The organism is Rhodanobacter sp. MP7CTX1 (assembly GCF_014205795.1).
GTDB lineage: Bacteria > Pseudomonadota > Gammaproteobacteria > Xanthomonadales > Rhodanobacteraceae > Rhodanobacter.
The window spans coordinates 154,607-177,290 of record NZ_JACHCN010000008.1 but is presented as its reverse complement, the minus strand read 5'-3'; the positions used below and the strand labels follow the sequence as shown (position 1 = coordinate 177,290).

General features: G+C 64.0%; 18 protein-coding genes. 10 read left to right on the top strand and 8 right to left on the bottom strand.

The window, feature by feature from the left end; translation table 11 throughout:
- Positions 1 to 175 precede the first annotated feature (175 nt).
- The 6 genes from purD to HDE77_RS12010 all read right to left on the bottom strand — a co-directional run bounded on the left by purD (position 176) and on the right by HDE77_RS12010 (position 8,903).
- Entirely contained in the window at positions 176 to 1,459 is a 1,284-nt protein-coding gene (purD, locus tag HDE77_RS12035) for a phosphoribosylamine--glycine ligase (RefSeq protein ID WP_184417570.1), read from the bottom strand.
- Between the two features lie 265 nt (positions 1,460 to 1,724).
- Entirely contained in the window at positions 1,725 to 3,098 is a 1,374-nt protein-coding gene (locus HDE77_RS12030; RefSeq protein WP_184417569.1) for an AMP-binding protein, read from the bottom strand.
- Between the two features lie 149 nt (positions 3,099 to 3,247).
- Complete coding sequence (locus HDE77_RS12025; protein WP_184417568.1) at positions 3,248 to 3,820, bottom strand: Sua5/YciO/YrdC/YwlC family protein; 573 nt, start codon at positions 3,818 to 3,820, stop codon at positions 3,248 to 3,250.
- Positions 3,821 to 6,337 (bottom strand): DNA topoisomerase I, encoded by a 2,517-nt coding sequence (locus tag HDE77_RS12020; protein WP_184417567.1) that lies wholly within the window; start codon positions 6,335 to 6,337, stop codon positions 3,821 to 3,823.
- A gap of 139 nt (positions 6,338 to 6,476) precedes the next feature.
- Positions 6,477 to 7,646 carry a DNA-processing protein DprA gene (gene dprA, locus HDE77_RS12015; protein ID WP_184417566.1) on the bottom strand — a complete coding sequence of 390 codons (1,170 nt, stop codon included), beginning with the start codon at positions 7,644 to 7,646 and terminating at the stop codon, positions 6,477 to 6,479.
- Positions 7,647 to 7,751: 105 nt separating this feature from the next.
- On the bottom strand, positions 7,752 to 8,903 hold the full coding sequence (locus tag HDE77_RS12010; protein ID WP_184417565.1) for a LysM peptidoglycan-binding domain-containing protein: 1,152 nt from the start codon (positions 8,901 to 8,903) through the stop codon (positions 7,752 to 7,754).
- Positions 8,904 to 9,091: 188 nt separating this feature from the next.
- On the opposite strand from HDE77_RS12010, the gene def reads away from it, so the two are divergent.
- From def to HDE77_RS11990, 4 genes are all read left to right on the top strand, one after another.
- Positions 9,092 to 9,601, top strand: coding sequence for a peptide deformylase (gene def, locus HDE77_RS12005; RefSeq protein WP_184417564.1), 510 nt, complete (start codon positions 9,092 to 9,094; stop codon positions 9,599 to 9,601).
- A gap of 26 nt (positions 9,602 to 9,627) precedes the next feature.
- Positions 9,628 to 10,566, top strand: a complete 939-nt coding sequence (gene fmt / locus HDE77_RS12000; protein ID WP_184417611.1) for a methionyl-tRNA formyltransferase — start codon at positions 9,628 to 9,630, stop codon at positions 10,564 to 10,566.
- Entirely contained in the window at positions 10,563 to 11,864 is a 1,302-nt protein-coding gene (gene rsmB / locus HDE77_RS11995; protein WP_184417563.1) for a 16S rRNA (cytosine(967)-C(5))-methyltransferase RsmB, read from the top strand. Before fmt ends, rsmB begins: the two co-directional genes overlap by 4 nt.
- Before the next feature lie 131 nt (positions 11,865 to 11,995).
- Positions 11,996 to 13,708, top strand: coding sequence for a glycosyltransferase family 39 protein (locus tag HDE77_RS11990; protein ID WP_184417562.1), 1,713 nt, complete (start codon positions 11,996 to 11,998; stop codon positions 13,706 to 13,708).
- Positions 13,709 to 13,716: 8 nt separating this feature from the next.
- Here HDE77_RS11990 and HDE77_RS11985 read toward each other — a convergent pair whose 3' ends face one another.
- Positions 13,717 to 14,838, bottom strand: a complete 1,122-nt coding sequence (locus tag HDE77_RS11985; RefSeq protein WP_184417561.1) for a glycosyltransferase family 4 protein — start codon at positions 14,836 to 14,838, stop codon at positions 13,717 to 13,719.
- A gap of 200 nt (positions 14,839 to 15,038) precedes the next feature.
- Between HDE77_RS11985 and HDE77_RS11980 the strand changes: the two genes are divergently transcribed.
- Together HDE77_RS11980 and HDE77_RS11975 are read left to right on the top strand one after the other, a co-directional pair.
- Positions 15,039 to 16,310: an O-antigen ligase family protein gene (locus HDE77_RS11980; protein ID WP_343206106.1), complete on the top strand. Its 1,272-nt coding sequence runs from the start codon at positions 15,039 to 15,041 to the stop codon at positions 16,308 to 16,310.
- Complete coding sequence (locus tag HDE77_RS11975) at positions 16,303 to 17,325, top strand: glycosyltransferase (protein WP_184417560.1); 1,023 nt, start codon at positions 16,303 to 16,305, stop codon at positions 17,323 to 17,325. The genes HDE77_RS11980 and HDE77_RS11975 overlap by 8 nt, the downstream gene beginning before the upstream one ends.
- Positions 17,326 to 17,375: 50 nt before the next feature.
- Here HDE77_RS11975 and HDE77_RS11970 read toward each other — a convergent pair whose 3' ends face one another.
- A complete protein-coding gene (locus HDE77_RS11970; RefSeq protein WP_184417559.1) occupies positions 17,376 to 18,293 on the bottom strand; it encodes a glycosyltransferase family 2 protein in 918 nt (305 codons plus the stop codon).
- Positions 18,294 to 18,569: 276 nt separating this feature from the next.
- On the opposite strand from HDE77_RS11970, the gene HDE77_RS11965 reads away from it, so the two are divergent.
- From HDE77_RS11965 to HDE77_RS11950, 4 genes are all read left to right on the top strand, one after another.
- Complete coding sequence (locus tag HDE77_RS11965; protein WP_184417558.1) at positions 18,570 to 19,385, top strand: glycosyltransferase family 2 protein; 816 nt, start codon at positions 18,570 to 18,572, stop codon at positions 19,383 to 19,385.
- Between the two features lie 2 nt (positions 19,386 to 19,387).
- Positions 19,388 to 20,473, top strand: coding sequence for a CDP-glycerol glycerophosphotransferase family protein (locus HDE77_RS11960; protein ID WP_184417609.1), 1,086 nt, complete (start codon positions 19,388 to 19,390; stop codon positions 20,471 to 20,473).
- 86 nt (positions 20,474 to 20,559) lie between these two features.
- The gene (locus tag HDE77_RS11955) at positions 20,560 to 22,287 is read left to right on the top strand and encodes a glycosyltransferase family 39 protein (protein ID WP_184417557.1); all 1,728 of its coding nucleotides are present in this window, start codon (positions 20,560 to 20,562) and stop codon (positions 22,285 to 22,287) included.
- The gene (locus HDE77_RS11950; protein WP_184417556.1) at positions 22,284 to 22,604 is read left to right on the top strand and encodes a tetratricopeptide repeat protein; all 321 of its coding nucleotides are present in this window, start codon (positions 22,284 to 22,286) and stop codon (positions 22,602 to 22,604) included. Before HDE77_RS11955 ends, HDE77_RS11950 begins: the two co-directional genes overlap by 4 nt.
- Positions 22,605 to 22,684: the final 80 nt, after the last annotated feature.

Genomic DNA, 22,684 nt, shown 5'->3' with positions numbered 1-22,684 from the left:
GTCACATTTTCGCGGGGGGAAGCTCGAAGCATAGCCCAAAAATACCGGTGCGGAAAAGTCAACCCAACCAACGCCCTATCCATGCGCAGGCGTACGCTTGTCGGGCATGACGCGCCCTGATATCAGGTTCCGACCCAGACCAGCCGAACGGCGCAACGGGCAACCCTGGGTGCCCTCAGGTCCGCCGCAAGGCACGGTGCGCTATATCGCGGCGGCAAAAAGCCCCTTCGTAATGGATCTTGCTGATCGCGGCGTAGGCATGCTCACGGGCGGCAGCAAGGTCGCTGCCCAGCGCGCATACAGTCAGCACGCGTCCTCCGGCGGTGACAGCGCGACCCTGGGCGTCAAGTCGGGTGCCTGCGTGGAAAATCTTCACATCGCGATGGAGCGGCGCGTCGAGACCATCGATGACGTCATCGCCACGCACCCGTCCAGGGTATCCGCCGGCTGCCATCACCACGCCAATCGCCGGACGTACGTCCCAGTGCGCGTGGGTGTTTTCCAGACGACCGTCCAGCGCGGCATCGATCAGTTCGACCAGATCGGATTTCAATCGCAGCATGATCGGCTGGGTTTCGGGGTCGCCGAAGCGCACGTTGAACTCGATCACCTTGGGCGCACCGCTCTTGTCGATCATCAACCCGGCGTAGAGGAAGCCCATGAAGGGAGCGCCTTCCGCCGCCATGCCACGCAGGGTCGGCTCGATGACTTCCTTGAGGATGCGTTGCTCGACCTCGGGCGTAACCACCGGCGCTGGCGAATACGCGCCCATGCCGCCGGTATTGGGACCCAGGTCGCCTTCGTCACGACGTTTGTGATCCTGGCTGCTCGCCATCGGTAGCGCATGGCTCCCATCGCTCATCACGATGTAGCTGGCTTCCTCACCGTCCAGGAATTCCTCGATCACCACTCGCGCCGAGGCGTCGCCGAAACTGTGCGCACCGAGCATGTCATGCAGCGCCAGCTCGGCGTCGGCCTTGGTCAGCGCGACCACAACACCCTTGCCGGCGGCGAGGCCGTCGGCCTTGATCACGATCGGCGCGCCGTGCTGACGCACATAGGCCAATGCCGGATTCAGTTCGGTGAACACCGCGTAGCGCGCGGTGGGAATGTTGTGCCGATGCAGAAAATCCTTGGCGAATGCCTTGGAGCCTTCCAGCTGGGCAGCGATCGCGCGCGGACCGAAGATGCGCAGGCCGGCCGCCCGGAAACGATCGACCACACCAGCTACCAATGGCACTTCGGGACCAACCACGGTGAGTCCGATCTTCTCGTCCTTCGCCAGTTTGAGCAGACCATCGATGTCGTTCGCCGCAACGTTCGCATTGCGCACGCGGTGCTCATGTGCCGTGCCGGCATTACCGGGCGCCACGATCACTTCGCTGACCTGCGCGGATTGCGCGAGCTTCCACGCCAGAGCGTGCTCGCGCCCCCCGCTGCCGATGACGAGAACTTTCATGCTTGCTCCACTACCAGGGGTCGCGCCTGGGTCGGCGCAGCTGGGCATTGTAGAGGCTGACTACGGTTTGCGCAGCGCGTTAGGGGTGGTTGGAGCCGTTGCGGGTGTGCGGAGCTGCCCCCTTTTCCCTTGCGGGGAGAGGGATGGGGTGAGGGGCCAGTCTTGCGGGGACTCCACATCGAAGCGTGCTTTGGTCGGCTGCATGGCGAGCACCCTCCCCTCACCTCAATCCTCTCCCCTTCGAGGAGAGAAGGCTTGCGCTTGGTTATTCGCGGGCTTCCAGCAACGCCAGCAGCGCTGCTCGAGGCAGCTTGCCGGTCTCGTTGCGCGGCAACGCATCGACCAGGCGCAATGGACGAGGCAGGAACAACGGATCGATCGCACGGCGCAGTGCGTCCAGGATCACGTGCTCGTCCAACCCCGGCGCCACTGCCAAGGCAGCAATCCGATGTACACCCAGGGCATCGGCGCCGTCGAGCTGGAACACTACGCCGTCCTGCACCCCGGGGATCGCCAGCAGGCGACGGCTGAGATCGCCGATCGAGGCACGCTTGCCGGCGATCTCCAGCATGTCGGCCTGACGCCCGTGCAGGCGAAACCGACGACCGTCTTCCGATAAATGAACGATGTCGGCCAGCGTGACCGGGGCCGCCAGCTGCGGTGCCACGACCGAGGTGCCATCGGGTTGCGGATGCAGAACGACGCCGGTGTACAGCGACCAGTCCTCGTCTACGGTTGGGCGACGGCTGGCCACCACGCAGGTCTCGGTGGAGCCAAACACTTCCAGCACCGGCGCACCAAAGCATCGCTCAGCCGCACGCGCCAGCTCGACCGGCAGCGGCGCGGTGGCCGAAAGCATCGCGGCGATCGGCGGCAATGCAATGCCGGATTCGACCAGCGCGCGCAGGTGCACCGGCGTGGTCACCAGCACGCGTGGCGTCGGTACCTCGGCCAGCGCGACCGCGACATCGGCCGGGAAAAACGGCCGACCGGCGTGTACGCCCACCGCGCCGAGCAGCGGCAGCAGCACCGACATTTCCAGCCCGTACATATGTTGCGGCGGTACGGTGGCGACCACCTCGAAGCGCGGCCCGACTGCCGCATGCAGCATCGCCAGGTTGCCGGCGTTGCTGGCATGGAAGTTGTGCCAGGTCTTCAGGTTCGCGCTGGGGGTGCCGGTGGAGCCAGAGGTGTAGCCAATCGCGACCACCTGATCGGCAGGAATCAACGGCCATACCGCGTCCGCTTCCAGCGCTGGCGTACCTTTCAGCGACGGCAACTGGCGGTAGCCCGGCGGCGCTGGCACCAATGCCTGCTCACCCAGCGCATAAGAGCCCGGGTGAGTCGCCATCACCTCCTCTACGGCCTGCGGTGCGCGTGACGAGGGCAGCAGGTTGATCTGGCCGCGCAGCGCAATGGCACAGAATGCGACCAGGAACGCGTAGCGATCCTCGCAAAGGTTCACCGCGGCCGCAGCTATCGGCAGCATGGCCGCAACCATTTCCACATGGGCCAGAAACTGTGCGGCGCTGATCGCCTCGCCGTCGCGCCATGCCAGCACACGGGCCGGATCAGCCGCGCTCAGCAGGGATAGCTGCGGCTGTGCCTCGCGCTGGAAGGTGTCGTAATCGATGGCCACGCCGCAATCTCCCGGAAACCTGCTTCTTCGCTCCGAGGGATAGCATCGCCGCCATCGATGAACGGCGGCGTGAATGGCATAAGCTGCCGTCACGCGACAGTTCAGATTGCCGGTAAGGCAACTCTGATCCAGCGCGCTCCCCTCGACACTTACGCGCGGATGATAGCGCCTGAGAGCACGTCACGGATCACGGTGGGAGTGGCCTGGGAGCCCAACGGGGCGTCCAGCAGGCCGTCCAGCTCGTCGCCGAAACAAGCCTCCACGGCCTGCGCCGAGCGCGCCGGCGCTTGGCCGTGCGGGTTGGCGCTGGTGGAGACCAGGGCGCCGCCGAACGCCCGGCACAGGGCGGCGGCGGGTTCGTGCGCGGTGACCCTCAAGGCGATGCCGGCATGCCCACCGGCCACCCAGGCCGGCACGGCTGAGGATCGCGGAAAGATCCAGGTATGCGGGCCCGGCCAACTCGCCTGCGCCCGCCGCATGGCATCGTCAGGCACCGCGGCAAGCTCGATGTAGCGTTCGACCTGGGCAAAGTCCGCCGCAATCAGCAGCACGCCCTGGGTGGGCGGCCGCTGCTTCAGCGCAAATATCCGCTCGAACGCGGCGCGATCATGCGGATCGCAGCCGAGGCCGAACACCGCTTCGGTGGGGTACGCCAGCACTCCGCCACCATGCAGCAAGGCGGCAGCGGCATCGAGTTCGGCAAGCGTGAAGCGCCGCAGCACTCAGGCCTCGGCGTTCTTTGCCACGGCCTTCTTGGCCGCTACCTTTTTGGCAGCGGTCTTTTTGGACGCGGTCTTCTTGCTGGCGGTTTTCTTGGTGGCCGTCTTCTTTGTGGCCGCTTTCTTCACCGCAGGCGCCTTTTCGGCAGCGGCCTTTTTGGTCGCGGTCTTCTTGGCAGCGGTTTTCTTGGAGGCGGTCTTCTTGCCGAAACGCCCGCCCTTGCGCACCGGCGCGGCAGCGAGCAGCTCGATGCACTGCGCTTCGGTCAGCTCTTTCGGCTCCTGCTCCTTCGGGATGCGCGCGTTCTTTTCGCCATCCGTGATGTAGGCGCCATAGCGGCCGTTCAACACTTGCACGCCGTTGCCGAAATCGAGGATCAGCCGGTTCGCCAGCATCTCCAGTTTTTCCTGCACGATCTGCAGCGCGCGCGGCAACTCGATGGTGTACGGATCGTCCTCGGCCTTGAGGGAAGCATAGGTGCTGCCCTGCTTCACAAACGGACCGAAGCGGCCCACGCCCACGCTGACCTCGTCGCCGTTTTCGGCCTGACCCAGCTTGCGCGGCAGTTTGAACAGCTCGAGCGCATCGACCATGCTGATCGTATGCATGCTCTGGCCGGTGCGCAGGCTGGCGAAGGTCGGTTTGTCTTCGTCTTCCTTGGTGCCGATCTGCACAAACGGCCCGTAGCGTCCCAGGCGCACCGACACCGGCTTGCCGGTTTTCGGGTCGGTCCCCAGTTCGCGCGCGCCGGTCGCCTCGTTGCGGTCGACCGATTCGGTTTTTTCGTCCACCTGCTGCTTGAACGGCAGCCAGAAGCGCTCCATCAGCGGCACCCAGGCTTCCTCGCCGCGACTGACTGCGTCGAGCTCGTCTTCCATCTTGGCGGTGAAGTCGTAGTCGACGTAGCGGGTGAAATGCGCAGTCAGGAACTTGCTGACGGCGCGGCCGACGTCGCTCGGCTTGAAACGGCGGCTGTCGAGATAAACGTATTCGCGATTCTGCAGCACCTGGATGATGCTGGCGTAGGTCGAGGGTCGACCGATGCCGTGTTCTTCCAGCGCCTTGACCAGGCTGGCTTCGGAGTAGCGCGGCGGTGGCTCGGTGAAATGCTGATCTGCGGCAATGTCGTGCAACGGCACTTGCTCGCCCACGGTGAGCCGCGGGAGACGACGGCCTTCGTCATCATCCTCGGCGGTCTTCTGGTCGCGGCCTTCCTCGTAGACAGCAAGAAAGCCCGGATCGATCACGGTGGTGCCGCTGGCGCGGAACGAAGCGTCGCCGCCGACGACATCACGCACGGCGAACTCCACCGAGACGGTGTTCAACGTGGCATGGATCATCTGGCAGGCGACGGTGCGCTTCCAGATCAGCTCATACAGCTTGCGCTGGTCGTCGTTGAGGAACGCAGCAACCGACTTCGGCGTATGCATCGCCGAGGTCGGGCGGATCGCCTCATGCGCTTCCTGCGCGTTCTTTGACTTGGTCTTGTAGACCTGCGGAGCGTCCGGCAACGCCTTCTTGCCGAAATCGCGCGCGATCAGCTCGCGCAACTCGGCCAGCGCATCGTCACCGAGCATGGTGGAGTCGGTACGCATGTAGGTAATCAGGCCGACATTGCCCTCGTCACCGAGCGCTACGCCCTCGTACAGCCCCTGCGCCACCTTCATGGTGCGGCTGGTGGTGAAGCCAAGCTTGCGCGCGGCCTCCTGCTGCAAGGTCGAGGTGGTGAACGGTGGCGCGGGGCGGCGTTTGCGTTCCTTGGAGCCGACGTCGCTGACAGTGAGGCGGCCGTGGGCAGCCTGCTTCAACGCATCGCGCGCAGCCGAGGCATCCGCTTCGTTGGTGAGGTCGAACTGCTCGAATTTCTTGCCGTTGAGCTTGCTCAGACGAGCCGTGAAATCCCCGTCCGCGTGCTTCAGCTGCGCCTCGATGCTCCAGTATTCGCGTGCATTGAACGCCTCGATCTCTTCCTCGCGCTCGACGATCATGCGCAAGGCGGGCGACTGCACGCGGCCGGCGGACAAGCCGCGCTGCACTTTGCGCCACAGCACGGGCGACAGGTTGAAGCCGACCAGATAATCCAGCGCGCGACGCGCCTGCTGGGCATCGACCAGGTCGTGCGACAGCTGCCGGGGGTTGGCCACGGCGGCCTTGATCGCCTTCGGGGTGATCTCGGAGAACACCACGCGGTGCATCCGTTTGCCCTCGGTGAGGCCACGCTCTTTCAGGATCTCGCTGATGTGCCAGGAGATCGCTTCACCTTCGCGATCCAAGTCGGTCGCGAGATAAATGTCGTCGGCTGCCTTGGCTGCCTTGGCAATCGCGTCGACATGCTTCTCGTTGCGCTCGATCACCTCGTAGGCCATCGTGAAACCGTGCTCGGTGTCGACCGCGCCCTCCTTCGGCTTCAGGTCACGCACGTGACCGTAGGAGGCCAGGACCTGGAAGTCCTTGCCGAGGTATTTGTTGATCGTCTTGGCCTTGGCCGGTGATTCGACGATGAGCAGGTTTTTTGCCATGAAGCTGGATTTCCAGAAGCGAACCACCGGCGCTTGAGGCGCCGGACATCTATATATAGTTGAAACCACGCCGCGCCAACGACTGTCAAGCCCGTATTCCTACGTAACCGCTGGACAAACACCGTCCCGCACGCGGCGCTCAGTCCGGCAATCGCTGGTAGCGGTTGCCTGGCAAACTCTCGACACGGACCTCCAGTTCCAACATTAACAACATCCCTGACAGTGCCGCTGCCGAGTTTCCGGTGCGCAAGGCAAGTTCGTCCAACGTCGCTGGTTCATGGCCAATAGCGGCCCATAATCGGCGATATTCAGGATCTTCCCGCCACGATGGGCGTACCGTTGAAGTGACGGAATTGCCGTTTGCAGCCATCGACTGACTCACATGGCTGTCGGTTTTCGCCGACAACCGGGCCGCCAGTTCACCACCAAGCATGCGCGCTGCCGGCGCCAATGTCTCGATAATCTCGGAGGGACTTTCCACCAGTCGAACCCCATCACGAATCAGACGATGGCAACCGCGGGCGAGCGGATTATGGATCGAGCCGGGCAGCGCGAACACCTCCCTCCCCTGTTCGCCAGCCAGCCGCGCCGTGATCAGCGAGCCGGATTGCAGGCCTGCCTCGACCACCAGCGTACCCAGCGCCAGCCCGGAGATGATCCGGTTGCGTCGTGGAAAATGATCGGCACGCGCCGCCGTGCCAGGCGGAAACTCGCTGACCAGGGCGCCTTGCGCGCCGATCCGCTGCGCCAGCGCGTGATGTTTGCGCGGGTAGACCCTGTCCGGCCCGGTACCCACCACGGCCAGCGTCATGGCACCGGCATCCAGCGCCGCCCTGTGGGCCGCGCCGTCGATGCCGTCGGCCATGCCGCTGGTGATGGCAAACCCGGCCTGCGCCAGCGCGCAGGCAAACGCGCGGGCATGCGCCAGCCCGGACGCGCTGGCGTTGCGTGCGCCGACAATCGCCACCTGTGGATACAGCAGCAGGCTGGCGTCGCCGACAACGAACAGCGCCGCCGGCGGCAGGGGAATATTTTCCAGTTGCGGCGGAAAATCCGCCTCGGTACAACGCAGCAAGCGATGGCTCGGCTCAGCCAGCCAGGCCATATCAGCCGCCAACCGCGCCTCGTCAGGTTGATCCAGCCATACCCGTGCCGGCTCGCCGAGCGTTGCCGCATGAGCCCGCAGACCTGTCAGCGCGCGCCCAATATCACCCTGCGCCGCATCCAGCCGCTCGCGCAATCCAGCCGGCCCAAGGCCGGGCATGCGCAAGGCAATCAGCCACGCACGCAGTTCATCCATGTCGTTCATGCGTTGCAGTTTAGGGACTGGGTGCAAACAGAAACGGCGCGGTGAGACCGCGCCGTACTGTAGGAAAATACCGATCGGCGTCGTGGCCTGATCGTTAGCCGATCACTACTCCGGCAGACGCAGGCGGTCGCCTTTTTCGATCGGGCGCAAGCCATCCATGATCAAGCCGTAGCTGACACGGTCGAAGGTGCGGAACACCATCACATGCCCGACGTACTCATCCGGCAGCGTGACCCGCTTGCCGAGGTCGCGGGTCCAGCTGTTGCTGGCCACGTCGTCGTGGATGTTGCTGCCCGGCTCGTACATCGCATAAGTCTGGCCATTGTCGACACCGTCCTTGGAGCCGATCGACAACACCACGACCTGGCGTGAGCCGGCCGCGGCCAGCGCATCGGCAAATGCGATGACGCGGGCGTTGTTTGGCACCGACTTCGGCGCGTGCGGATAGTAGTAAGCGTCGTACGGCGCATCATCAATCGGCATGATGCGGTCGCCACTGCGGATTTCACTGGTCGAACCGAGCAGCAGCAAGGTTGACGGATCGCCCATACGCAGCGTTTCGGCCGTACCAATCACGCTGACTTCGACCCCGAGATCCTGACCACGCGTGTGATGGATGTGGTCGTCGTGGGACCACATCGTCTGCGTGCTGACGCGGGAATCTTCATGCCATGGCGAAGTGACCATGGCGGCATCGCTGTCCAGGTCATGGCCGACCAGATCGGCGTTCTCCGCATCGTCCTGGTCATAACCACGGAATACATGGCTCGGCCGCACGATCGCCCAGCGCTGGCCCGGTGCACCCTGCAGGCCGCGCACATAAAGGTTCTGGCCGACCGTGGCACGCAACTGGCCTTCTTCCAGGCCAACCACGTACGGCGCGGCACTGACGGCGTTCGAGTCCATGACCCGCATTTCCTTCAGGAACATGCGCAGCTCGGACAAGGGGATCGCCGGTACGGCTTCGGTTTCAACGCGCACTTGTTGCTGCAGCGTCAGTCGTGGCCCGTTGATAAAGGACAGATTGAGCACGTCCCCGGGGTAGATCAGGTGCGGATTGCGGACCTGGGGATTGGCCTGCCAGATCTCCGGCCAAAGCCATGGCTTGGACAGGAATTTGGCGGAGATATCCCACAAGGTGTCGCCGCGGCGCACGACGTAGCTGTCGGGATGATTAGTCCGTAGCTGCACGCCAGCCGCATAGACGGCCACGGTGACCAGCATGCCGGCCAGCAACACGATAATTTTTCTGATCATTGACGGGAATCCCCCTTCCCCAGATGCTCGGTCGAGTGTAACCGAATGGTTAACACGCGCAACAGGTCTCAGTTGGCAAAAATCGTCTGCACTCGCGTGCTTGCCGACGTACAATGAGAAACATTCTAGATCGCGTCGGGGTGGCATTTTTACCAAGCCGCCCGCATTTTTGACGCCGAGGTGATTGCATGTCCCAACTATCCATTCTCGAATTCCCCGACCCCCGCCTGCGCACTCGTGCCGAACCGGTGCACACGTTTGATGCGAAGCTCAAACAGCTGGTCGCGGACATGTTTGAAACCATGTACGCCGCCAATGGCGTCGGACTGGCCGCGACCCAGGTCGACGTGCACCAGCGGGTGCTGGTCGCCGACATGAGCGATGACCGCGAGCATCCGCTGGCGCTGATCAATGCCCAGATCATCGAAAAGGAAGGCTCGCAGGTCTATCAGGAAGGCTGTCTGTCGTTTCCCGGCCTGTACGCCGACGTGACCCGCGCGCTGAAGGTGAAGGTCCGGGCGCAGGACGTTGATGGTCAGGAGATCATCGTCGAGGTCGAAGGGCCGCTGGCAGTGTGCATTCAGCACGAGCTCGACCATCTGGACGGCAAGGTATTTGTCGACTACTTGTCCGCGCTGAAACGCACGCTACTGCTCAAGCGACTGGAAAAGCAGCGTAAACAGGCGGCCACTGCTTGAGTAGTTCGCCATTAAGCCCGTCGGGCTTGCGCGGAACACCTCTGCGAGTGGTATTTGCAGGCACGCCGGAGTTTTCCGTCCCCTGTCTGGAAGCCTGCCGTGCCAGCGGCGCCGACGTGGTCGCCGTCTATACCCAGCCCGACCGACCCGCGGGACGCGGCCGCAAGCTCACGCCCAGCCCGGTCAAGCAGGCCGCACTGGCAGCCGGTATCCCGGTCGAACAACCCGAATCATTGAAATCCGCCGAGGCGCAGCAGGCCCTGGCGGCATACCGGCTTGATCTGCTGGTGGTGGTCGCCTACGGCCTGATCCTGCCGCGCAAGGTGCTGGCCATTCCGCGCCGCGGCTGCTGGAACGTGCACGCCAGCCTGTTGCCGCGCTGGCGCGGTGCCGCGCCCATACAGCGCGCAATCCTCGCCGGCGATACCGAAAGCGGCGTCGACCTGATGCAGATGGAAGCAGGCCTGGACACTGGCCCGGTGCTGCTGGAACGCCGCACGCCAATTACCCGCGACGATACCGGCGGGTCGCTGCACGATCGCCTGTCCGTCCTGGGTGCCGAAGCACTGGCCGAAGGCCTGACCCGGCTGCTGGCCGGCGAATCGTTGATCGCCCAACCTCAGGTCGAGGCCGGCGTCGTGTATGCGCACAAGCTGGACAAAGCCGAAGCAAAGCTCGACTTCAGCCGACCGGCGCTCGAACTGGAACGCCAGGTGCGCGCCTTCGATCCATGGCCGGTTGCCGAGGGCGAAATCGCCGGCGAGCCATTGCGCATCTGGGCCGCGCGCGCCATTGAAGTCGATCACCACGCCACTCCCGGCAGCGTGCTGGCCGCCAGCCGCGACGGCATCGACCTCGCCTGTGGTCTGGGCGCATTGCGCGTCACCGCGTTGCAGCGTGCTGGCGGCAAGCGTATCGGCGCGATCGACTATCTCAACGCACGACCCGAGCTGCGCACCCGATGACCACCGATACCCGCGCACTGGCCGCCAGGGCACTGTCCGAAGTCGCCATGCGCGGCGCCTCGTTGCGCGACGTGATGGAGCGCAACGCACCACGGCTGCGTGATCCACGCGATCGCGCGCTGCTGATGGCACTGCTCAGTGAAGGCGCACGCTGGTGGCTGCGCTTCGACGCCGCCATCGACGGGCTGCTGGAAAAGTCCCTGCGCCACAAGGATCCGGCGGTCCACGCACTGCTGGTACTGGGGCTGGTGCAGCTGGAAGTCCTCCAGCTGCAGGACTACGCCGCGGTGGCAGCGACGGTCGAAGCCGTGCGCGCCTTGCAGCGGCCGCAGCTGGCCGGACTGGTCAACGCCGTACTGCGTCGCTGGCAGCGTGAGCGCGAAACCCTGCTGGCCAAACTCGACGCCAAGCCACAGACGCGCCACGCGCATCCGGCATGGCTGGCCTCCGCGCTGACCCGCGACTGGCCGGCCGAGGCCGAGACGGTGATGGCCGCCGACAATCGCGAACCGCCGCTGATGCTGCGCGTCAATCGCCAGCGCAGCGAGCGGTCGGCATTGATTGAGCAATTGCAGGCCGCCGGCTACGCGGCAACCGCCCATCCATGGCTGGCTGACGCACTGGTGCTGCCACACAGCACCGATGTCACGCGCATGCCCGGCTTCGAGGACGGCGCATTCGCCGTGCAGGACGGCGCCGCGCAAGTGGCCGCTGATCTGGCCGATCTCAGGGATGGACTGCGCGTGCTGGACGCCTGCGCCGCACCGGGTGGCAAGGCCTGCCATTTGCTTGAACGCGCGGAAATCGATTTGACCGCGCTGGAGTCCGATCCCAAACGCGCCGAACGGATCAGCCAGAACCTGATGCGGCTGCGACTGAATGCCAAGGTGGTGATCGGTGATGCGGGTGCCCCGGCCGGCTGGTGGAAGCGCCAGCCATTCGACCGAATCCTGATCGATGCGCCCTGCTCGGCCACCGGTGTTTTGCGACGGCGGCCGGATGTACGTCTGCATCGGCGCGAAAGCGACATCGCCACCATGCACGAACAGCAACGCCGGATCCTGTCGGCACTGTGGCCGCTGCTGGCCCCGGGCGGGCGACTGGTCTACATCACCTGCTCCGTGCTGCGCGCAGAGAACGAGGCGATCGTAGGCGAACTGCTGGCCGCGCAGCCCGATGCACAACCCGTGGCGTTCACGCTGCCGGTCGGACGCGCCGCTGCGGTTGGCTGGCAGATCCTGCCTGGCGACGGCGATCTGGACGGGATGTACTACGCTGTTCTGCAGAAGCGTCTTTAAGGAAGGACTAAGCCGGACGTGACACCGTGTCGACGCTGCCGCGCAGAGCGCTCTGATTTTCGGACCGGGCGCTTGTCGGCTCATCTTTGTCTTTGTATTGCTGCCCGTCCGCTGATGGAACCCGCTCAGCCGTGAAGCCCTACACCCCCCTGTCCCAAGCGCGTCCGCTGTGGTTGCGCAGTGCCCGCTGGGAATTGCTCTTGTTCGCGCTGTTCGCGTTGCTGGTGCTGGGTGTCGGCATCGGCTTGCGTGATCCATGGCCATCGGACGAGCCGCGCTTCGCCCTGGTCGCGCGGCTGATGGTCGAACACGGCCAGTGGCTGTTCCCGCATCGCGGTAACGAGCTGTACCCGGACAAGCCGCCAGTCTTCATGTGGCTGCAGGCGCTGGCCTTCATGCTCACCGGCAACTGGCGCGTGGCCTTCATGCTGCCGTCGCTCGCCGCGGGCCTGGGCGTGCTGGCGCTGGTCTATGACCTGGCGCGCCGTCTCTGGAATCACCGCAGCGCGCTGCTTGCGGCGGCGACGCTGCTGGTCACCATCCACTTCACCTACCAGATGCGCGATGCGCAGATCGATCCGCTGCTGCTGGGCTGGATCACGCTGGCCAACTACGGCCTGCTGCGTCATCTGCTGCTGGGACCATCGTGGCGTTGGTTTGCACTGGGTTGTTTTTTCGCAGGTGTCGGCGTGGCGACCAAGGGCGTCGGCGTGCTGGCGCTGCTGCTGTTGATTCCCTATGTCTTTGCGCGGCGGAGCCACTGGCATCAGCTCGCCATACCCACCGGGGGCTGGCGCTGGGCTGGCGGATTGGCGCTGTTCTTCGTGCCAATCCTGGCGTGGCTGGTGCCGATGCTGCTTGCCGCACGTGCCGACGGGGATTTGCAGCACGCCGCCTACGTGCAGAACATCCTGTTTGGTCAGACCGTGCATCGCTACGCGGCACCGTCGGCGCATTTCCATTCGCCGTTTTATTTCCTCGGCATCATCGCGTTCGACTGGCTGCCGTTGTCGCTGCTGTTGCCATGGGCTTTGCCGGCATGGTGGCGACGGATCAAGCGTCGCGATGCGCGCTTTCTGCTGCCGCTGGGCTGGGCCGTGCTGTTGCTGCTGTTCTTTTCGATTAGCCCGGGCAAGCGCGATGTTTATATCCTGCCGCTGCTGCCGATGACCGCACTGGTGCTCGCCCCGCTGCTGCCTGGCCTGCTGCGTCGGCGCGGCGTGCGCCTGTCGATCTTCGCGCTGACCCTGCTGCTGGGTATCGCCTCGACCATCGCCGCTACATGGGCGATCCGCAAGCATCCAACCTGGGCGGTCCAGCTCGAACAAAGCTTGAACCCGCACATCTGGTGGCTGTTGCTGACTGTGGGACTGGCCGGCTTGCTCATCGTCGCACTGACCCGGGTGCAGCGCGCGCCGCTGGGCTGGCTGCTGTTCGCTGCCGTCCTGTGGCCGCTGTATGGCCTATGGGGCTACCCGATGCTCAACGGTGACCGTTCGGCGCTTGATGTGATGGTTCGCGCACGCGCCATCGCCGGGCCCGAAGCGACGATCGGCCTGCTCGCTTGGAAAGAGCAGAACCTGCTGATGGCGCAGGGTCCGGTCACCGAATTTGGTTTCCTGAAGCCCTGGCCGCAGCAGTATGTCGACGCCATCGCTTGGTTGCAGGCCGCCCCGACGCAGCGCTGGATCTTCAGCCTCGACGACGCCATGGGCCGATGTGTGGATCGCCGGCGAGCCACCTATGTCGGGCTGGCCAACCGCCGCGCGTGGTGGATGTTCAAGGCCGATGCCGTCGTGCCCGGTTGCGTACCGAGTACTGACGACAACGATTCAACCGATTGAACGAAAGCTCAGCGCGTCCCGAGCAATTGCTCATAGACCGCTTCGGTGCGCTCGACGAAGCGGGGTAACCCAAACGCTTCCTCGGCATGCTGGCGAGCCGCTACGCCCATAGCCGGCAACCTGCTGCGCTGCTGCAACAACCGCTGCAGCATCTGGGCGATGGCCGGAGGGTTGCGTGGCGGCACCGGCCAGCCATCGGCATCCGGACGGATGTTCTCGGGCAGGCCCGCGTACTCACTGACCAGCACCGGCTTGCCCATCGCCATCATTTCGCGGCAGGCGAACGAGATCGTCTCCACTCCCCAGGACAGCACAAAGCCGGCATCGATCGCAGCCACAGCGGGTCGCACATCCGCAAGCAACCCGGGGAAATGCACCTGTTCGGTCAGCCCCAGCTCAGCGATGCGTTGATGCGAAGCCGCTTCCGGTGGCTTGCCTGCTATCAGCAGATGCACCTGCGCGCGCTGATCCAGCGGCAACAACGCCAACGCCTCGACCAGATCCATCCAGCCCTTGTAGCTTGCCGTGCCGGCGTTGCTGCCCAACAACAGCACCGGCCGTTCACCGACCCAGCGTTGCCGTTGCGCGCTCGCCGCCTCGGCTGGCCAGGGCGAAAAATGCTCGATATCCACGCCGTTGTGCACGGTTGCCAACAGGCAGCGCCGGTACGACGAAACCGCCAGCGCCCGGTAGGTGAAGTCGCTAACCGCAATCACCGCATCCGTGCCGCGCCGCGCACGCCACCAATGCCCTATCCCGGTCATCGGCTTGGAGTTGTGCTTGGTCAACACGATCCGCGGCCGGCGCGCCAGCCCCTGCATGGCCGCGATAACCAACCGATGGTCGGCGGAACCGGCGACATGCACCAGATCAAAATCGTACTCACGCAGCAGCGCTGCCAACTGTTTGCGCGCGCGGCGACGTGCGGCCAGCTTGTTCAGGCCATTCGGGAACGGTTGTGCCCAGGCGTGCACGCCGGGCAACACGTTTGTTTCCTGATGCAGTCGACTGGTCGGCGGGGCCGCCACGTGCACCTGATGCCGTTTCGCAAGCGCCTTGGCCAGGGTCAGCACATAGGTCGTATGGCCGCCTCCATCGTCGTCATGGAAATTGGTGAACAGGAGTTTCAAGGGTCGGCCTGTGCGTGCAAGATCAAATGTCGACGGAGCGAGGTCACCACAAATTACATGAACGTGGCCGTTATGCCGCCACTCGCCACACATGGACGTGGAAGCCGCCTAAAGTACCATGGGGTATCGCTTGGCCGATGCTGGAGATGGGGGTCTTCCGTACAGCCCAATGGATATCATCGACTGAAGGGAGGCGCCGGGTGAATGAAAAGTTGAGGGCATGCTGGCTCGGGCTGCTGTCGTTGCTGGTTGCCCTGATGCCGCTGTCGTTCGCCATCCGATGGCACGGAAAAGTGCTGCCGCTGGCCGTGTTGTTGCTGACCGGGCTAGGCCTGCTGGCCAGCCGCGCGGCGACGCGAAGCAGCTATCGCCATGCCTGGTCGGTGCTCGTCGCCTGTGGTCTGGGGCTGCTTTATCCGGCGCTCAACATCCTCGCTCATGGGATCGGCTGGAGCGCATTCGACGTACCGTCGCACATTCTGCTGTTCATGCTGACGGCTGCGGTTTTCAGCCTGCCGTTGCGGATGCGCTGGATATGGCTCGGTTTCAGCCTCACCGCCATCCTGCTTGGCGGCGTATGCATCGTTCAACATTTCATCTTTGGCGTCGACCGCGCCTATGGCCTGAATGGCGGTGATTGGGGCGCCATCGAATTCGCCATGGTCATGCTGACGCTGTCGTTGATGTCGATACTGCAAGTGCTTTATCCGGTCGGCGGCGACCAGGCCAGTCGCCCTCTAGAGACTGGCGTGCACGGTGCCGGCGCCGTGTTCGGCATGTATGGCGCATTGCTGACCCAGAGCCGTGGGCCGTTGCTGGCTTTCGTTCCGGCGCTCCTGCTGCTGCTGTTGATTTACGCGCGACGTACCCGGCGCTGGCGCCAGAGCTTGCTGCTGATTGGCGCGATTGTTGTTGGCGGCGTGCTGGCTGGAGTAAGTGTGCATGGCGTCGTCGTGAGCCGACTCGCCGCGGTGCAGACGGAAATGTCGAGCTACGATCACCAGACCCTTGCAACAGGTGCCGTGCGCGAACGCCTGGAAATGTGGCGTACGGCCAGCCGGGCCTTTCTCGACCATCCGCTGGCCGGCGTTGGCATCGATCAGTTCGGTGTGTATGTGGGCCAGCAAGTGGCGGCCGGTCGCGCCAATCCCGCGATCGCAAAGTACGAGCATCCGCACAGTGAATATCTGGAGGCAGCAGCAACCGGAGGTGTGCCCGGGCTGTTGGTTTTGCTGCTGATATTCGGGCTCCCGCTGGGCTACTTTGTCCGCCATTCAAGACATACCGACGGTGCTGTGGCCCTTCTGGCCAACGCCGGGTTGGCCGTGGTCAGCATGTATGCGCTGTGTGCGTTGAGCGACAATGTATTCTATCGCGCCATGCCGCATTCCCTGTATTTCTTTCTGGTCCTCGGATTCGCCGTATCGATCGGTCAGCTCGCTCCGCCGCAGGAGATTGCACCGCATGGTTGAGCAACGGCGGAGGGCACGCATCAACCTGATCGGCTGGGACAACGGCCGTGGCCTGAGCCATGACCTGCGGCTACTGCGCGAAACGCTAGAGTCGCTGGGTCACGAGGTCCATTTCACTCCCACCGGACCGAAACGACATCGCCTTACGCCGGCGGCCGTGCTGCTGTGCATACGACTGCTGTGGCGTTGGTTGCTTCGTGGCTGTCGCGGACCCTGGAAGTTCGACGCCAACATCATGCTGGAGCATGTACGCCCGGCCTACCTGGGCTTGGCACGGCGCAACCTGTTCATTCCCAATCCGGAATGGATGTCGCAGCGAGATGAGCGTCATTTGCACCAGATCGACGCCTTGCTTGCCAAGACCCGGGTCGCGGCGAGCATCTTTCAGGCCCGCGGCATCCGCACGTTGTATATCGGCTTTCGCAGTACCGATTGCCTGATCTCGCAGGTACCCCGGCAACCACGCTTCCTGCACCTGGCCGGGGCCAGCCGGATGAAGGGTACGCGGCGCCTGTTGGCGCTATGGCGGCGCCATCCCGAATGGCCGCCGTTGCTGGTGTTGCAAGCACCACAGACCGCCCAGAGCATTCCGAGCACGCCGGCACGGGACAACGTGGAGCACCGGATCGCCACTCTCGACGACATCGACGAGGTTCGTCGCCTGCAAAACAGCCACGTCTTCCACCTCTGCCTGTCCGAGGCCGAGGGTTGGGGCCACTACATCGCCGAGGCCATGAGTTGTGGCGCCGTGGTGATCACCTGCGACGTGCCGCCGATGAACGAAATGGTACGCCCGGGGCGCGGTCTACTGGTCAGTGCCACCGCAGTCGGGCAGCTGAACGCCGCGATGCTTTATCACTTCGATGAAGCTTCGTTGGAAGCAGCGATCGAATTCACGCGCAGCCTGGACTATGCACAATGTGTGGCGATCGGCGCCGAAGCGCGCGCGTGGTTCGAGACGAATGAGCGAACCTTTGCAGGTCTGCTGCAGGAGTCGCTAGAGCAGTTGTTGTAGGAGCCTGTTCAAGGTCTCCAAGTGGCCCGCGCAAGTGCCCGCCACAGTCCCTAGGCCTGCTTGCTATGCCCCAGCAGGATCGCAATCGCGTGCTCGATGCGCTTCCACCAGGGCGCGCGGCTTCGCAAGGCTAGCGCAGCATAGCGCTTGGTTTCGGCCCACAGCGGGGCGGGCTTGGTCCGGTATTCGAGTTTGCACAGCGCGATACAGGAATCGTCGATCCCGGCCACTCGTGCGTAGTGGTTGATCAGGCCGCGCGAACGCAAACGATTGATGTAGGTTTGGGATGGACCCAGGTTGGACCACCAGCCGTTCTTGCCGTGGATGCGATACCAGACGCTGCCGGTCGGCAGATAGTATTTGTGCGCACCGAGCACACTGCTGCCGAAGACCAGGCAATTGTCCGCCGACAGCCGCCACGTCTCACGAAAGGAGTCGGGCAGATCGAGCACCTTGCGCGCCCACTTTGTGCGCGTCGACAGCGCTGACGTGGGGGCGCCATACCAACGCGCCATGGCGTACGTGATGATCGCGGTGTGTCCCAGATCGACGGCGCTGCGGTTGAACCCGACGAGCCGGTCCTCCTGGCCAAAGTGCCGCATATCCGAAAAAACAAAACCGACATCGGCGCGCGTGTCGTATAGCTCGCCCAGCCGAGCCAGGTAGTCAGGTGCCCAGTGATCATCGGAGTCCAAAAAGCAGACTACCTCCGCCTGCACGGCCGCAACGCCACGCTGGAATGCCTCGAACTGCCCACCGTTTGTGCCGCAGATCAGCGTGACACGTTCGTCTTCCCCATAGTGTTGGCGCAGAAGGGTGTCCGACCCATCGGTCGAGCCATCGTCGACAACGACTACTTGCGCCGGCTTGCGGCTCTGCGCAAGTGCACTTTCGACGGCCTCCACCACGAAATCGCGATAGTTGTAGCTGGTGATGACGACTGCGAAGGTCGTAGTCTGGATGCTCATGCAGCGGCCTTTATTGACAGGCGCCGGGAACATTGTCGCCCGCCGGGGCAGCCGCCATCTCTTGCGATCGCGGCCTCATTCACACTGTTGCTCATGGACACCCGTTCTCCGCCTGATCAATCTCGAAATTCCAGCAGGGGTGGCTTGCACCGTGCCCGTATCATACCGAACGCAGGCCAGCCATCGCGGTGAATCTCCCATCTGGGTAATTCTTCCCTCATGCAGGGGGCGGACTTCCGGCCGAACCGACCAGAACGGATCAGCTAGAATCCGCCGATGCCAACCCTGCCACTGACCCTTGTCGTCATAACCCATAACGAGGCCGACAATATTGCGCGCTGCCTTGACAGCGTACCGTTTGCGGCCGAAAAGCTGGTGGTCGACAGTGGCAGCGATGACGATACCGTAGCAGTGGCGAGCGCGCATGGCGCAAGGGTCGTCCACCAGGACTGGCTGGGCTTTGGTCCACAACGCAACTTCGCCACCACCCTGTGCAGCCATACCTGGATCCTCGCGCTGGACGCGGACGAATATCTGACGCCTGAGCTGGCGGCCGAACTGCTGCAGCGGCTGCCCCAGTTGATGGCCAGCGACGCAAGCGCCGCATGGCTGCGTCGCAGCACCATTTTCATGGGGGCGCCGATGCGCTGGTATCGGCCCGCGGTCGGCGAAAAAATGGCGCGACTGTATCACCGTGATCGCGCGCGCTGGACCGACGCACGGGTCCATGAATCGCTGCGCTTCGATGGCCCCGCGCCGACGCTGCGCGCACCGTTCAACCATGTGAACAACCCGACGCTGGTGCACAAGCAGCTGAAGTCGTTGCGTTACTCGGAATTGAAGTGCCGGGACTGGAACGACAAGAACAAGCCGGTGCGGATGTGGCAGACCCCGTTCCTGTTCTTGCTGACCTTCATCAAGGATTATTTTTTCCGGCTCGGCTTTCTGGATGGCTGGCGCGGTTATCTGATCGCGCACACCGCGGCCGTGTATGCCGTTTACAAGCGCATGCGTTACTACGAGATACGCCAGAACCCGGAATCGCTACCGCTGGCGGCGACCTCCCTCACCCGGCACGGAATCGACCGTTGACCATGCCAACGCCAGCTTCAGACAAGTCAGCTTCAAACCAGCCCGCTTCAAAAAGGCCGGCCTCAAAGAAGCGATACCTGCTGTACGGGTCCGAGCGCTACGCGCTGGCGATCCTGCGTCCGCTGCAGGAAGCCATCCGCGCGCGCGGCGACGAAGCAGCGTGGTTCTTCGACGGGCCCGGCGCAGAGGATCTGGTGGAAGGCGAGCGCCTGCTCAGCGTGGCCGAAGTACGCGCATGGAGCCCGCTGGCGGTGATCACCTCCAGCAATGCCGTGCCGCACTTCTTTCCCGGCGTGAAGGTGGAGACGTTCCACGGCTTCAACGCCGGCAAGCCGCGGCACATCTACATCCGCGGCTTCTTCGATCTGTATTGCACCACCGGTCCGCGCGATACCGCGCAATTCAAGGCGATCGCTGATCGAGTTGGTCACTTCACGGTCACCGAGACCGGCTGGCCCAAACTCGACCCGTTCATGCGCGAAATCGCCGGTCCGCTGCCTGATGTTCGCAAGCCACCGGTGATCCTTTATCACTCCACCTTTTCACCCAAGTGGAGTGCGGCCGATACGCTGTACGAAGAAGTGAAGCGGCTGTCACGCGACGGGCGCTGGCGCTGGATCGTCAGCTTCCATCCCAAGATGAATCCGGAGACGGTGGCACGCTACAAGGCGCTGCAAAACGACTTCCTCTCGTTCGCCGAGAACGACAACATCCTCGAGCTGTTTCCACAGGTCGACCTCATGTGTTCGGATACGTCGTCCGCGCTCAGCGAATTCCTGCTCACCGGCAAGCCGGTGGTGACCTTCAAGAACCGTCAGCCCGGCCCACAGCTGATCGACATCGACGACCCGACGCAATTCGAGCCGGCGATCGAGCGCGCGCTGGCGCGACCCGCGGAGCTGCTCAAGGCCATTCACGACCATGCTGACGCTATCCACCCCTACCGTGATGGCCATTCCAGCGAACGCGTGCTGGATGCAATCGATGCCTTCGTTGCCGCGGGTGCGCGCAATCGCAGTCACAAGCCACTGAACCTGTGGCGAAAGCTGAGGATCCGTCGGCGCATCGGCTATTGGGGTCCGGCCTAAGATCGGAACGGATCACCCACCGATGGCCTTGCGACCATTCAGGGCGGGCTAGAATCAACTTAATACCACCTCCCAAGAGTCTGCCTGTGTCCGTCAGCGCCTATAGCCGTTCCGAACACCTGCGGGCCGTGTGGCCCTGGCTCCCGCTGTGGGCCTTTGTCACCCTGCTGGCGATCTTTTCGCATGGCCCGATGCCGCTGTATTCCACGCGCACCCTGGCTGTGGCGTGGGAGATGTGGAGTCACAGCCACTGGCTGGTGCCGTACAACAACGGACAACCCTACAGTGAGAAGGCACCGCTGCTGTTCTGGCTGATCCATGCCGGCTGGTACGTCTTCGGTGTCGACGATATCTGGCCGCGGGTGCTTGAAGTACTGATTGGTGGCGCACAACTCGTCTTGGTATCGATGCTTGCGCGTCGGCTGTTTCCGAGCCGGCCGTGGATGACCAAGGCCGCGCCATGGATGCTGCTGGCGCTGGGCTACGCATTTCTGTTTGGCCTGCAGATCATGTACGACGTGCTGCTGGCGGTATGGACGCTGGCGGCGCTGCTATGCCTGACCCCGAAGCTACATCGCGCCGAGCCGCGCTGGCTGCTGTTCGGGCTGTGCATCGGCGCGGGCCTGTTGACCAAGGGCCCGGTGATGCTGCTGCACGTCATTTTCCCTTGGCTGCTCGGCCCGCTGTGGAGCGACTGGGCACGCCAGCATCGCGCGCGCTGGTATGGCCGCGGCGTGCTGTCGGTGCTGCTCGGTCTTGCGATGTTGCTGGCATGGGCGCTGCCGGCAGGCCTTGCCGGCGGCGAGGAGTACCGGCACCGACTGTTCTTCACCCAGACGGCAGCGCGGGTGGTTCATGGCGTGAGCACGGAACAACATCTGCAGAGCCATGCCCATCCTGTCGTGTGGTATCTGCTGATGCTGCCGATGCTGCTGTTTCCCTTTATTGGCTGGCCGCGCATCTGGGTCGCGCTGGGCACGTTGCGCCGACCGCTGGAGCCGGGCCTGCGTTTTGCACTGTGCTGGGTGCTACCAACCTTCATCGTGTTTTCGCTGATCCGCGGCAAGCAGCTGTATTACTTGCTGCCGGAGCTTGCCGGCATGGTGCTGCTGATGGCCGGCGCCATCGCCGTTCTGCGCGAACGCCGTCCGGCGCTGGCCGACAACAGCTGGCTTGGCACCTGGCCGCTGGGCGTGGGCGGCATCGGCCTTGCGCTGGCCCTGTTCCTGTTGCCGATCCTGGTAGCCAACAATTACCTGCACGGTGAATGGTTGGATGCAGCCGCGCCCTACAGCCGCTACTTCAGTGTGGTGTTTCTGCTCATCGGGGGTTTGCTGCTATTGCGCGGGCGTGGCGAATTGCGCCGCCTGGCAGTCGCCGGACTGGTCGGCACACTCACCCTCAATACCTTGTTCACACTGACCCTGTGGCCCCAATATGACCTGCGCCCTTCCGCCCAATTGCTGCATGCGGCGGACAGCGCAAACCAAGCGATCGGCTACGCCGGCGATTACGAAGGTGAGTTCCATTTCGCGGGCCGGTTGCTGCATCCGATCACTATCCTGACCGAAGGTGATTCTTTGCAGGACTTCGCGCACGCTCACCCGAACGGGCTGATCGTGACGCATCCGGAAAAGCTCGACGCCAACGATCTGCGTTATGCGCTGCTGGTGCAGCCGTTCCGCTCGTCGTGGGTGGTGATCTGGCCGGCCACGTCACTGGCTGACGTGCGCGCCGGACGCACGCCAGCGGAACCGGCACAGCCGACCCAGATCTATCCATCCGACCGCTGGCGTTATCACACCCAGCCATGAACGCGACCCTGATCGCGAGCCTGCGCCAGCAGTGCGGCGGCCCACGCGACGGCGCACTGCTGCGCTTCTCACTGGGCAACGCGCTGCTCGGTGGCGGTGACGCGACCGCAGCGGTGGACGAGCTGCGCCGCGCACTGGCGTTTGATCCGACCTATTCGGCGGCGTGGAAACTGCTCGGCAAAGCCTGTCTCGAGGCCAACCAGCCACAGGCGGCAGCCGATGTCTGGCGCAGTGGGATCGCCGCTGCCGCGCAACGCGGCGACAAGCAGGCCGAAAAGGAAATGACCGTCTTCCTGCGCCGCCTGGAAAAGCCGTAGGAGCACGAAACCCTGTGGAAGTAGCACGAAACCCTGTGGGAGCGACTTCAGTCGCGATGCTCTGGGGCGACGGGAAAAGC